The 13,035-nt window shown below is 48.3% G+C and carries 11 protein-coding genes; 3 read left to right on the forward strand and 8 right to left on the reverse strand.

Annotated features, from left to right (window positions below; translation table 11 throughout):
• Positions 1 to 113 precede the first annotated feature (113 nt).
• The 4 genes from FN808_RS09195 to FN808_RS09210 form a co-directional block, all read right to left on the reverse strand.
• Positions 114 to 1,925 carry a glycoside hydrolase family 2 protein gene (locus FN808_RS09195; RefSeq protein WP_221929990.1) on the reverse strand — a complete coding sequence of 604 codons (1,812 nt, stop codon included), beginning with the start codon at positions 1,923 to 1,925 and terminating at the stop codon, positions 114 to 116.
• Positions 1,926 to 1,983: 58 nt separating this feature from the next.
• A complete protein-coding gene (locus FN808_RS09200) occupies positions 1,984 to 3,006 on the reverse strand; it encodes a LacI family DNA-binding transcriptional regulator (RefSeq protein WP_142714287.1) in 1,023 nt (340 codons plus the stop codon).
• 205 nt (positions 3,007 to 3,211) lie between these two features.
• The gene (gene xylA / locus FN808_RS09205) at positions 3,212 to 4,540 is read right to left on the reverse strand and encodes a xylose isomerase (protein WP_142714288.1); all 1,329 of its coding nucleotides are present in this window, start codon (positions 4,538 to 4,540) and stop codon (positions 3,212 to 3,214) included.
• Between the two features lie 18 nt (positions 4,541 to 4,558).
• Positions 4,559 to 6,067, reverse strand: a complete 1,509-nt coding sequence (locus tag FN808_RS09210; RefSeq protein ID WP_142714289.1) for a xylulokinase — start codon at positions 6,065 to 6,067, stop codon at positions 4,559 to 4,561.
• Positions 6,068 to 6,422: 355 nt separating this feature from the next.
• Here FN808_RS09210 and FN808_RS09215 point away from each other — a divergent pair, with 355 nt between their 5' ends.
• Both FN808_RS09215 and FN808_RS09220 read left to right on the forward strand, forming a co-directional pair.
• Positions 6,423 to 7,109 (forward strand): GDSL-type esterase/lipase family protein, encoded by a 687-nt coding sequence (locus FN808_RS09215; protein ID WP_142714290.1) that lies wholly within the window; start codon positions 6,423 to 6,425, stop codon positions 7,107 to 7,109.
• 99 nt (positions 7,110 to 7,208) lie between these two features.
• Positions 7,209 to 7,661 (forward strand): VOC family protein, encoded by a 453-nt coding sequence (locus FN808_RS09220; protein ID WP_142714292.1) that lies wholly within the window; start codon positions 7,209 to 7,211, stop codon positions 7,659 to 7,661.
• A 29-nt stretch (positions 7,662 to 7,690) separates the two neighbouring features.
• Here the strand turns inward: FN808_RS09220 and FN808_RS09225 are convergent, their stop codons facing one another.
• Entirely contained in the window at positions 7,691 to 8,521 is an 831-nt protein-coding gene (locus FN808_RS09225) for an alpha/beta hydrolase (protein ID WP_142714293.1), read from the reverse strand.
• A 244-nt stretch (positions 8,522 to 8,765) separates the two neighbouring features.
• A complete protein-coding gene (locus FN808_RS09230; RefSeq protein ID WP_142714295.1) occupies positions 8,766 to 9,932 on the reverse strand; it encodes a phospholipase D-like domain-containing protein in 1,167 nt (388 codons plus the stop codon).
• Positions 9,933 to 10,389: 457 nt separating this feature from the next.
• Here FN808_RS09230 and FN808_RS09235 point away from each other — a divergent pair, with 457 nt between their 5' ends.
• Positions 10,390 to 11,601 carry an MFS transporter gene (locus FN808_RS09235; protein ID WP_142714297.1) on the forward strand — a complete coding sequence of 404 codons (1,212 nt, stop codon included), beginning with the start codon at positions 10,390 to 10,392 and terminating at the stop codon, positions 11,599 to 11,601.
• 32 nt (positions 11,602 to 11,633) lie between these two features.
• Here FN808_RS09235 and FN808_RS09240 read toward each other — a convergent pair whose 3' ends face one another.
• The gene (locus tag FN808_RS09240) at positions 11,634 to 12,377 is read right to left on the reverse strand and encodes a hypothetical protein (RefSeq protein WP_142714298.1); all 744 of its coding nucleotides are present in this window, start codon (positions 12,375 to 12,377) and stop codon (positions 11,634 to 11,636) included.
• The gene (locus FN808_RS09245; protein WP_142714301.1) at positions 12,374 to 13,015 is read right to left on the reverse strand and encodes a SatD family protein; all 642 of its coding nucleotides are present in this window, start codon (positions 13,013 to 13,015) and stop codon (positions 12,374 to 12,376) included. The genes FN808_RS09240 and FN808_RS09245 overlap by 4 nt, the downstream gene beginning before the upstream one ends.
• Between the last annotated feature and the right edge of the window lie 20 nt (positions 13,016 to 13,035).

A 13,035-nucleotide genomic window follows, 5' to 3' on the forward strand; every position in this document is an offset into this window, starting at 1 on the left:
TTATGAAACTCCGGTACTTTGCATAGTGGATGTATTTCTCAATGTTGGTCCACAGCAACTGCAGCAAGTTATCAGCGCGGGCATGTCGCAGAGCAGCAGGACGCCTCAATAGGCTATTCCTCGATCAGCTGCTGATGAATTTCCTGCAGATGCTCAAAATCGAATTTAACTACTTCCCGGTCATAAGCCATCAGTCCATTCACCTCCGATTCCACATCGGTTGTTTGTGTATATACAGCCGCAGAGAGCCCCTCATCTTTAAGGGCGCGGAGTTCTTCAATCATGCGGTCGTAAGTCTCGTGCAATGTTGCTTTAGACTGTGAGGTCTCATAGTGGCTGGGAGCACGACTGAAATCCTGTATCCATAAATGATCTTTTACCACCAGTGCCTGTCCACCGAACTCCCCCAACACCGCAGCCCGGTTATCTTCAGCATCCGGCATGTCCGGGCCTGGGTACTCATGCATGTCGATGACATCACCCACCTTTTGGTCATGCCAGCCGCTTGCATTATTTACCAACCGAGTGGGATCATAGTTTTTAGTCCATTCTACAATGTCCCGGGTCTGGAACTGTCCCCACCCCTCATTAAACGGAACCCACATAACAATGGAGGGATGGTTATAGCGGGCATCAATCAGCCGCTTGTACTCTTTCTTGAATTGCCGAGCCGACTCGTGGGTACGCCCCGGAATTTGCCCGGGTCGCATATCACCGCTGGGCATATCCTGCCAGACGATGATCCCAAGCTTATCAGCCCAGTAATAGAAACGCTGAGGTTCCACCTTCACATGCTTGCGAAGCATATTGTACCCCAGTTTCTTTGTGATCTCAAGATCATATTTCAGAGCCTCGTCGGTCGGGGCTGTGTACAATCCATCAGGCCACCATCCCTGGTCAAGGGGCCCCAGCTGAAACAGCGGCTTGTTATTGAGAAACAGTCTGGTATACCCATCATCAGATTTGGCTATCGCTATTTTACGCATCCCGAAATAGCTGGATACCCGGTCTACAACCGTCCCCTCGGAATCCAGCAGCTCCACTTCCAGATCGTACAGGAAGGGTGTTTCAGGCGACCATAACCGGGGATCCTCCAACGGAATAATAAACGTCTGTGCGGGGTTGCCACGGCTCTCGCCCACTGTATCACCTTCTTTCAGAGCTGCCACTCTTATTTTATGATCCGGAGACAGTCCCTCGGTCTCCAGCTCCACCTTCACCCTGCTGTTGTCAACATCTGGCGTTATTTTTAGATCACTGATGTATCCATGGGGAACATATTCCAGCCACACGGTCTGCCAGATACCTGTTACGGCCGTATACCAAATACTCCTGGGATCATGTGTTTGTTTGCCCACCGGCTGGTGACCAAGGTCCGTGGGATCCCAGACGGTGAGTTCTATCTCCTGACCGCTGTCTTTCAGATAATCTGTAATATCAAATGTAAACGAATCATACCCACCGCGGTGCTTGCCGACATAGCTACCATTAATGCGTACATCAGTTTCCCAGTCACTGGCACCAAAATGGAGCAATACCCGCCCGTTTTCATGGGGATTGTCGACCCGGAAGGTTCTCCGGTACCAGACCCGGTTGGCCGCTCCAACCTTTTTCTTGATGCCCGAAAGGGCTGATTCCACAGGGTATGGTACCAGGATCTTGCGATTGTATTCTCCCCCATCATCCCCCTTACGGCTTATCTTAAAATCCCAGAGCCCATTCAGGTTCTGCCATTCCTCACGCTTCATCATGGGGCGCGGGTATTCAGGAAGAGCATTTTCAGGCCCGACCTCGGCAGACCATTTTGTCATCAGTGGTGATTCGGCCTGCTTCCAGGCTGTAGCTTGCGATTGTCCACTGGCAGTACCGGGCATCAGAAATCCAATGATAAAGAAAGCTGGAATAAAACAACGTATGTTATTCATGATCTTCATTTTTATAGTCAATAAAATCTGTTTCTGGATATAAACCGATGCATTGTCCCTATGAACAGCCACAGGATGAGCGAATCTTGAGCTCCGTTTGCACCTCGAGGATTTCTTCTGGTTCATCCTTGTTCTCAATCGTCTGGATCAACTTCAGGGCGGCCAGCCTGCCAACCTCGTAGGCCGGCTGCCGTACCGTTGTCAGCGGTACCTTAAGCAGCTCGGCCCGGATATCATCGGTAAAACCCACAATGGCGATATCTTCAGGTATTGACAATCCCTTCTCGCTGATCGCCTGGATAGCACCAATGGCCGAAGGATCATTAACCGTAACTACAGCTTCCGGCCGTTCTTCAACGGGCAAAGCCAATAACTCCTGCATCGCATCATAGCCTGCCTCCTCCTGGAAGCCCCCCCGAACAATCCATTTCTCCTTAAGTGGAAGAGTGTGTTTTTCCATGGCATCCACAAACCCCATATAACGATCATGCCCCACTGAAACATCTTGAGGGCCACTGATATACGCAATCTTTTTAAATTTATGTTCAGTAATGAGGTGTTCGGTTATTTCTGTAGAACTTACCCGGTCATTCACACTCACACAGCTGACTCCCATGTTCTCAATACAGCGATCAAAAAAAACAACCCGGGTGCCCGAATTAATTATCTCTTTGTAAAATGAAAAATCATCAACGGTCTGGGAAGAAGAGATGAGGATACCATCGACCCGCTGGGCCTGAAGGGCCCGGACCGCCTTTTTTTCCCTTGAAAATTGCTCATTGGCATTGGTCAGGAAAATCTGATAGTCGGAATCATTGGTGACCTCCTCTATACCTCGCACCACTTCCGGAAAAAAGGCATGCGTAATTTCAGGAATAACCACCCCGATGGTATGTGTCTTATTGGAAACCAGACTCTTGGCTACCTGGTTTGGCGTATATCCCATCCTTTTGGCCGTCTCAATGACTTTTTCTTTCGTTTTTTCATCCACATTCGGACGATCATTGAGGGCACGGGACACCGTCATGGCCGAAACCCCAAGCTCTTCAGCAATATGTTTTAAGGTAACGTCAGAACTCAAAATGTTAACTTCTGTTTTTTGTTAATGAAAACAGCATATAATTATAATGTATATTCTACTTAAGTTATTGCAGTACATATATTTAATTAATAACTATACATCATTTTTTAAATGTACTCCCATGCATCATACCCTGTAACTGCAGCTCAATTCAGCCAGCCTCGTTCGTTGCCTGAAGCTGTGGTTCAAAAGAAAACTGCGGATTCTAAATATACTGGTTGATAATATTTTCCAGGTATTCCTGCCGACCGCTAATCTGTTCGGGTTCCCCACTTTCAACAGCCAAAGCCTTGAGCTTTTCCAAATCCAGCTCCCCCCGTTCAAAGGCAGCTCCCTGGCCTGTGTCAAAGGAAGCATAGCGCTGCTGGCGAATCTCACTGTACGGAGATTCTTCAAGAATACGATCCGCTGCCAGCAGTGCCCGGGCCATCACATCCATCCCACCGATATGACCGTAGAAGAGGTCTTCCAGGTCAGTTGAGTTGCGGCGAATTTTGGCATCAAAGTTGATGCCTCCTGTTTCAAAGCCTCCGCTTTCAAGTATAACCAGCATCGCCTGTGTTACCTCAAAAATATCAGCAGGGAACTGATCAGTATCCCAGCCGTTCTGATAATCCCCGCGGTTTGCATCAATGCTGCCGAGCATTCCCGCATCAGCGGCTACCTGCAGCTCATGTTCAAAGGTATGCTTGGCAAGAATCGCATGGTTTACTTCAATATTCACTTCAAAGTCGTCCTGCAGACCATATTCATTCAAAAATCCAATAACAGTGGCCGTATCGAAATCATATTGATGCTTCGTGGGTTCCATCGGCTTGGGTTCTATAAGAAAGGTTCCATCAAAACCATTCTTGCGCCCGTAATCCCTGGCGGTATGCAGGAATTGCGCCAAGTGGTCACGCTCCCGCTTCATGTTTGTGTTTAGCAAGGACATATACCCTTCTCTACCGCCCCAGAATACATAATTTTCACCATCCAGTTCAATGGTGGCATCTATGGCATGTTTCACCTGGGCCGCCGCATGGGCAAGTACATTAAAATCCGGATTTGTGGCAGCACCGTTCATATAGCGGGGATGGCTGAACAGGTTTGCTGTGCCCCAGAGCAGTTTCACACCACTTTCCTCCTGTTTCTCCTTGGCATACGACACCATCTTTTCTAGACGCTGCTGAGTCTCGGCAATACTATCGCCCTCATCCACCATATCTACGTCATGGAAACAGTAATAAGGAACCCCCAGCTTGGTAAAAAACTCAAATGCAGCGTCCATCTTGGCCCGGGCTCGATCCATCGGATCACTATACTTCATCCATGGCCATCGTCGGGTACCCGTTCCAAACGGATCCCCCCCACGTTCGCAGAGAGTATGCCAGTAAGCTACTGCAAAACGAAGGTGCTCCTGCATGATTTTATCGCCTACTTTACGGTCGGCGTCATAATATTTAAAAGATAATGGGTTGGTTGAATCTCTACCCTCATAGGGAATTTGATCGATATCCGGAAAATAGGAGATGCTGCCTGTTGTAATATTCATAAATCCAATAATGTTAAGTTAATACGTACTTGATGTTTTATTTTTTAATTCCTTGTCCAGCAGTTCAGCCCAGCGCTGGTAGGCATCCTGATAGGCAGGCTGCAGATCAGGGTCTGGCTCGAGTGTTTCTGTTTTTTGCAATCCACGGAAGGCCTCCCCCCGATTCTCATAAATGCCCATACCTAGACCTGCTCCTATTGCAGCTCCCAACGCCCCACTGCTCTCGTACAACTCCACAGAAAGGTCCGTGCTATTTGCAAAAGCCTGACGAAAAACCGGACTCAGAAACATGTTGCCTCTGCTGACCCGGATCCTGCGAATATCCATTCCCATCTGTCGCATAAGCTGAAGACCATAATTCATGGAAAAAGCTATCCCTTCCTGCGATGCCCGAATAACATGAGCCGGGCCATGACGGTTAAAATCAACATTTTTTAACTGGGCACCCACCGACTGTTGCTGCAGTATGCGTTCAGGACCGTTACCAAAAGGAAATACGGTTACGCCCTCGGAACCCACATCAACGGTTGCGGCCCGTTCATTCATCTCATCGTAGCTGTATTCTCCATGAAATAGTTCATTCTTCAACCAGCTGTTCAGAATGCCTGTACCATTGATACATAGCAAAACTCCATAGCGTGCCTGCTTCTCGTCATGATTCACGTGTACAAAAGTATTTACCCGGGAGAGCTCGTCGTACAACGGCTGGTCGGTCACCCCGTAAATAACCCCGGATGTGCCCGCCGTTGCAGCAGCCTCCCCAGGGTTCAGTACATTCAGTGAAAGCGCATTGTTGGGCTGGTCACCCGAGCGGTACCCCACAGGGATCCCTGCACGCAACCCCAGTTGCCGGGCTGCTTCGGGCGTCAACTCGCCGGACACGGCAAAATTTGGATCATGATCCGGCAAAAGCTCTGGTGAAATGTCATAGTAATCCAGTAATTCTGTTGCAATATCCCCGGATTGATAATCCCAAAGAATAGCCTCCGACAAGCCTGATATTGACGTGCGAACCTTCCCGGTCAGCTTCATTGCGATGTAATCACCGGGAAGCATCGCTTTGTGAATATCAGAGTACAGTTCAGGCTCATGTTCTCTGACCCATCGAAGCTTGGAAGCCGTGAAGTTACCGGGTGAATTCAGATAATGCTCCAGGCAGTATGATCCTCCGAGATCATTAAAGGCTTTATCACCAATCTCTACTGCCCGCCCGTCGCACCAAATAATCGCAGGGCGCAGCACGTTCTGTTGTTTGTCCACCAGCACCAGGCCGTGCATCTGGTAGGCAATTCCAATGCCCTGTATGGCTTCCGGATCAGCTTCTTCTGCTTCGAGCAGCGAGGCTGTCACACGGCCGATATGCGTCCACCAGGTTTCCGGATCCTGTTCAGCCCAGCCCTTGTATGGAGCCTCTATAGAGAGTTCATCTTGCGGAGAGGTTGCCGAAGCTATTTCTTTCCCTGACTCTACATTCACTAACGAAGCTTTGATGGATGAGCTCCCAACATCATACCCTAATAATTGCATCTGCTGTATAAACCGAATATTAATGATTGATGGAACTGAATCTAATACGTATGAAGCTGCCTTCCCTTCGTCCTCCTCGCTGCGAGGTGACCCTTCAAATTTGCTGCTTCATCTTCCATTTCTGTGCAGGTACCAACCAAAAATAACGGAATGCCGGAATAATGCAAGAGCCGCCCTGTTTTGTCTTTTGGATTTCGACACACAGGCCTTCTCTATGGGGACGGGGCTCCTGAATAACCAGACCATTACCCATATGATGAAAAAATTGGAAAGTGCCCGTAAATGAGATATCATTTTAACTCTGGCTACCCTGATAAAGCGGGTGGGCCTTACGAAAATCCATAAATGAACCTCTATGCGATATAGAAAACTATTATCAACCATACTGCTGCTTGCTTTTTTCAATGCTGCAGCCGCACAGCAAACAGAAGAACCGGATCCCGACCCCCTCCGATTTGAGGAACAGATTGAGCAATTCAAAAACTGGGACCGAAAAAACAGCACGCCTACTGATCCCATTCTCTTTGTGGGAAGCTCCAGCATCCGGCTGTGGGATACCGCTGTCGCCTTTCCGGATCTGGCTGTCCTGAACCGAGGCTTTGGTGGATCCCATACTTCTGATGTACAGTACTTTTACGAAGATCTCATTGCTCCATACAACCCGAGTCTCATTGTATTTTATGAAGGGGATAATGACATTGCAGCAGGAAAACCGGTTGAACAGGTAATGTCTGATTATCAACAGCTGGTCCAGCGTATACTTAAAGATAAACCCAATGTTAATTTTCTCTATGTTCCCATCAAGCCCAGCAGCAGCCGGTGGGATCAGTGGCCCAGGATGGATCAGCTAAACCAACAAATAAAGGAATATAACAGTACCCACGCCCGGCTGCACTACGCAGACCTGGCAACGCCGGTACTGAACGAAAACGGTCTGCCGGATAACCGACTTTTTCTGGATGACCAGCTCCATCTGAACAAGCAGGGATATGACAAATGGAATGATGCTATTCGTCCGGTATTGAAGAGGCTTGTGAAATGAAACAATAAGTTAATGCCCTGGTTCAGCATTTTTAAAAAATTTTTCAATACTTTGAAGTACAATAAGTTACAAACATCAACCAATCAATAATAAAGACCCATGCTACCCTCTTTACTCCTAAGTTCAACCTTTGCAGTTGCTTCCATTGCAGCCGTAAAAACCCTCAAACTAAATTTTGACCATTACTCCATAACTGTAGAGGATCTTGACCGGAGTGCACATTTTTATAAAACCATCTTATCCCTGCCCGAGATTGAAAATAAAACTGAAAAAAAAACCATTCGATGGTTTAGCATGGGAGAACATGCCGAACTTCACCTCATCCAGGGGAATACGGAAAATATCAAGATGATTCAGCGTGTGCATCTTGCCCTTGCCACTTCCAACCTGGAGGCCCTCATAGCAAACCTTGAAGAACATGATATTTATTTTGCCAGCGCCTATGGAAAACCCAATACCTATAATACGCGGCCGGACGGGGTTCGACAAATTTATTTCCAGGATCCCGACGGATACTGGATTGAAGTCAATGATGTTGCGGCTGCCAGCTAAAGCTTAACACAACCGCCAGGTCGGATCTCTCAATCAGACAACAGTCCCCGGCTTTCCATCCAAAGCTCGCATAAAAGGGGCCACTGCGAGAGCTCCGGATCATCCGGGGCCAGACCAAAGCCGTGTGGACCATCCTCAAATAAGTGCATCTCTGCCGGCACCTGGTGCTCAAGGAGCGACTTATAAAACTTCAGGCTGTTTTGCACCGGTACCCCTTTATCATTTGTGCCATGGACCAGGAAGGTGGGTGGCGTTCTTTGCGTAACCTGTATTTCGTTGGAAAGCTGCTCCACAAGCTCATCACTTGGATCTGTCCCCAGAAGGTTGTTGCGCGACCCCTGGTGCGTATAATCTGTTTTCATGGTAATGACCGGGTAAATCAATATCATAAAATCGGGACGTGAACCAACCTGTTCTACCGGGCGATCCGCATCAATGCGGCCGTCTGTGAAGTGTGTTCCCGCCGTCGAGGCCAGATGTCCCCCCGCCGAGAAACCGAGAATACCAATCCTGTCTGCCTCGATCCCCCATTCCCCGGCCCTGGAACGCACCATGCGGATCGCTCTTTGGGCGTCATTCAATTGATTGGGATGGTTGTACCGACTGCCAAGACGATATTTAACAATAAAAGCGGCAATACCAAGATCATTCAGCCATTCAGCCACCTGCCTACCCTCATGATCCATAGCCAGGTGAGCATATCCGCCCCCGGGGAAAATGACAACACCTGTTCCGACGGCTTTCTCCTCCTCAGGCAAGAACACAGAAAGTGCCGGCCTGTCAAGATCCGTACTCCCCTTGGCTCCAGGCGTCCCATCCGGCCAAAGCAAAAGCTGCTCTGTCACATTTCCCTGTGCCATCGCCCCGGACGGTATTAAAAGCCCTGTTAATATCAGAATTATTCCAGCTGAGAAAAGACGGTTTCCCATTTTCATACAGTCCCCTTACTTATTGAAAGTGGAATTAAAACTTCACCTATGTTATCATAAAAAATTGAGAAAGCCAACAAGAGCAGCTTTGCTTCCCCCGAAACAGAATCAAAGCACGAATTGATATATAATCATTATAGATCATTGCCATTACTAATTGCCTGGCAATGAATACCTATATTTCCTGTTTGAACAATTTACTAAGTACCTCTAAGCCCCGCTGTGTGACCCCCCGTTGTTTCCAGCGTCCTCGCTCCACCTGGTCGCAGTGGGCCAGGTCTTCTTCGTAGTGATCGACCAGAATGCTTGAAAGCTGCGTACTCAATGCAACCATGTTAATCTCATCATCCTTAAGCATCGAACGGTGATTAAAATTGGCCGAGCCTATGCAGGAAACATAATCATCCACAATGATCACCTTGGAATGCAGCATGGTTTTCTGATATAACCAAAGGTGTACACCCGCGTCCAGCAAATCATCAAATCGATCGCTTCCGGCTATGTTGGCAACCCGCTGATCGGTATGCTTCCCGGGTATCATGATATGGATGTCCACTCCCCGGCTTGCTGCATCACAAAGAAGGCGAACCATGGATTCATTGGGATTAAAATAAGCCGTAGTAATCTTGATGCTATCCCGGGCCAGCCCAAGCAACGTTTCATAGAGGATTACAATGTCGCTCCAGCGTACGGAGGCGGAGGTTCGAACAACCTGCAGTGGTATCTCATGTACACCCGATGCAGTGTCGGTCTCCCATCGCCCGTTATTCGAATAATCCACAAGTTCTCTATTAAGCTGATAACCCGTTTCTATCCAGTTTTCAAGGAACGCTGACTGCAGCCCCAGCACAGCGGGGCCCTGAATGCTGAAATGCGTTTCCCGCCATTCAGACGGGTCTCGGGCATCCCCCTCCCACTCTTCGGCAATGCCCACCCCCCCTGTGAAGGCCACCTGGCCGTCACAAATCAGTAGTTTCCGGTGGGTCCGATTATCAGTTTTCCATACCTTCCACTGCTTAAACGGTCGAAACCATTCAAAACGGACACCGCTCTCTTTCATCAGATCAACCAGTTCATCCCGTATGAAAGCCCCTCCAAAGCTGTCCAGGATCACCCGCACATCAACTCCCTCCTCAGATTTTTGAGCCAGCTTGCGGGCAAAACGATCGGCGATATCACCCTTCCAGTATACAAAGGTCAGGAAATCGATCTGATGGCGCGCCCTATCTATGGCATTGAGCATCGCGGGAAATATTTCGACACCATTTTTCAAGACTTGAATAGTATTGTCTGTTGAGAAAGGAGTGCCGACGGTGCGTTCCAAAATTTCTTTATAATCCATCCTTTATCCGCCTCATCATTAACTTTGTAATTGGGTGTAGCTTTAAAAGCTTAAACTGATAAAACAAGTATATCTCATTTTTTGTGTTCCCTGCATATTTTTTACTTGAATTGGTCTACCCTGTTCCCGTGAACGTCATCAGTGAATCTCTATTTCCGCCAGCCTGCCGTACTCCGATTGATTGGCTGAAAATCTATAGGTCCCTGATTTTTAAAATAACAGCACTGTATAGAAAGGAAATAAGCAGAAATAAAAATAGGGAGAATGAGGGCCGTTATTGAAAAAACCTTTTTCCCCGGCCTGTGCGATACCATTAATTGAATCTGTATCTGTCCTCAGCAGCTCTGCTTCCTACCCCTATATAACATCCCAACACTTATTTTAGTTTAGGCTGTTCTATAAAGTTCTTATCTTCTGCCCAATTTATCTCCGTTAATTCTGCTGTACTATTTTTCTCATGAGAAATTACCTGCAATTTGTCCTCAGGGAACATCGCCTGTTGTCGTTCGGCTTTACGTTCACCTTCTTCTCCAGCTTTGGCCAGACATTTTTAATCTCACTGTTTGTCCCCTTCTTCCTTACGGCATTTAATCTTACAAATGCAAGTTTTGGATCCCTGTATTCCCTGGCTACCCTGAGCAGTGCACTCACCCTCCCCTTTGCTGGAAAATGGATTGACCATCTTCCCCTCAAAAAATTCAGTCTGATGGTTGCCATGGGACTCATGCTTGCCGCATTCACGGTATCAATCTCCTGGCATGTCATTGTACTCTTTATTGGACTATTATTGTTGAGACTCTCGGGACAGGGGCTCAGCGGACACACCGCCCAAACCGCCATGGCAAAATTTTTCCGGCTGCAGCGAGGCAAGGCCCTGAGTATTGCCAATCTGGGGTACCCCATGGGCGAGGCTGTCCTGCCACTCATCATCACTGCCCTTATCCCCATCCTGAGTTGGAGAGGTGCATGGGGAGGCATCTCTGTTGCCATAGGCATTCTTCTTATTCCTTTTATACTGAATATTCTCAGCGGAAAAACAGAAGAGTTGACCACCCCCGATACGGGGTCGGGCGATGACGAAAGTTCACCGGCCAACTACAACCTGGTCCTGTCAGACAAACGATTCTACCTTTTATTGCCCGCCGTACTGCTTCCCTCTTTTTGGGTGACAGGGCTCTTTCTCTACCAGGTGGCTATTGCTGAACAGCTGGGATGGTCAGCAACGCTCATCGCATCTGCCTTTGTCGCCTTCGCTATAGCCCGTATCATAAGCTCACTGGGGGTTGGCCCCGTTATTGACAAACTCAGCGCTCGTCAGCTTTTCCCCTATTACCTGCTTCCCATGGGTGCTGGGTTCCTAACGGCTTACTTCCATACCGGTGCCTGGTCGGCCTTTGGATACATGTTTTTACTCGGCATGACGATGGGATTTGGTGGCAGCATCAAGTCTGCTCTCTGGGCAGAAATGTATGGCGAAGACTCTGTAGGCACCATTCGCAGCCTTTTTTCTTCGGTTATGGTTTTAAGCACGGCGCTGAGCCCCTTTTTAATGGGATGGCTTATAGATCATGCAGTAGCCATGACCAGTATATTACTGAGTGCTGTTACCAGTGTGGTATTGGCAAGCGGGCTGGCCCTGCTGGCTTTTCAAGAAAAGTTCTGGAGCTGAGTTTAGGGATCCCCGTGGAAATACCTCTAACCTCAGAGCAAAATTTTCACTCCCCACCCTGTAATCAGTGCCAACAGTGTTGAGAGCAGCGTTCCAATGAGTACATACTCTGCAAAAGGCCGGTCGTCCTTGAAATTGCTGAAACGGGTTACACCTTTGGCGGCCAGAATGAAACCAATGGCACTGTACTGATTCAGCAGCACAAAAATGACAATGAAAATACGCTCCAGAAGGCCGATAAGCCGTCCCATGCTGTACTCTTCATTACTGACTTTATCCTCCTGTGTACCCAGAGACGCCAGCCCCATCACCTTGAGCATATAGCGCAGCACAATATTCATTTCATTGATGACCAACAGGATCCCCGCCCCCACCACCTGTATGACATTGACCGTGTCCATTGATATCCGACCATCGGGAAGGACCATCCATGATACGAAATCTATGGTCTTTTCGGCAGACGCCCCCCCTCTGAGATCGAGCAGCGGACTGCAGAGAATAGCCGATATCACCAGCTGGTATCCCAAAGTGATCGCCCGGTTCCGGTTGAGTTTCTCCAGATTCCCCTCCATGAATTTCATCACCACCGGATAGGTAGCCAGGTGGATACCCAGCAACAGCCAGCTCCAGTTTAGCTGAAGAAACAGGAGCACAAAAAGGGGAACCACGCCAATAATAATCAGATCCTTTCCTGTGGCTCCATTATCCCGGAAGATAAGGCGAAGACGCGCCAGCAGTGTCAAATTTACAATGGTCAGAAAAATAGCGTAATTCATGCTTCTATCTGTTGATTAATAAATTCCGATATATTATCCGTCAGCTCACTGACAACCTCCAGTGCCCCGGCTTCCTTGTTCTTGTAAAATGCCGGTGATGAAATACTCAATTGGCTGGCAATTTCCTTGTAATCATGGCCCTCCTTCAGCAGGTGTAAAATAGCCAGCCGGTTCTTCTTCCACGTTTCTACCTCATGCGACAGTAGCTGCAGGCTGTTATTAATAAGCTTCAACACCGTATTCTGTTCCTCTTCAAACCGAAGATGAAACAGGAAACCGCTTTCTTTCAGCTGTTCCATCCCTTTTCGGGCTTCATGAAAAGCCGGCCCGTCCATCCCAATAGCCTGCGTGGTATTCAGAGGGGTCGCAATGGTACCTATCCCCAGGGAGAAGCGAACCCGGACCGGGTACAGTGCCGATAGAATACGGAACAGCTGTACAAAAAGCCCATCGGCCTCCTCAAATACGGCCTGGAACTCATCACCCAGCGTGATGGTATAGGGCGAGGCCGGCGCCTGCTCCATCTGATTCAGATCATCCAGTGTTTGCTGCAAATTATCCTGCAGGGCTCCGCGCTCCTCCTCCTTGATTTCCTTCGAAGATTCAATATCTGCTATGAGTACCAATCGTCGTTTCATAAAAAATCCTTTTCCTATAT

The organism is Fodinibius sediminis, assembly GCF_900182555.1.
In the GTDB taxonomy this organism is placed as follows: Bacteria; Bacteroidota; Rhodothermia; order Balneolales; family Balneolaceae; genus Fodinibius; species Fodinibius sediminis.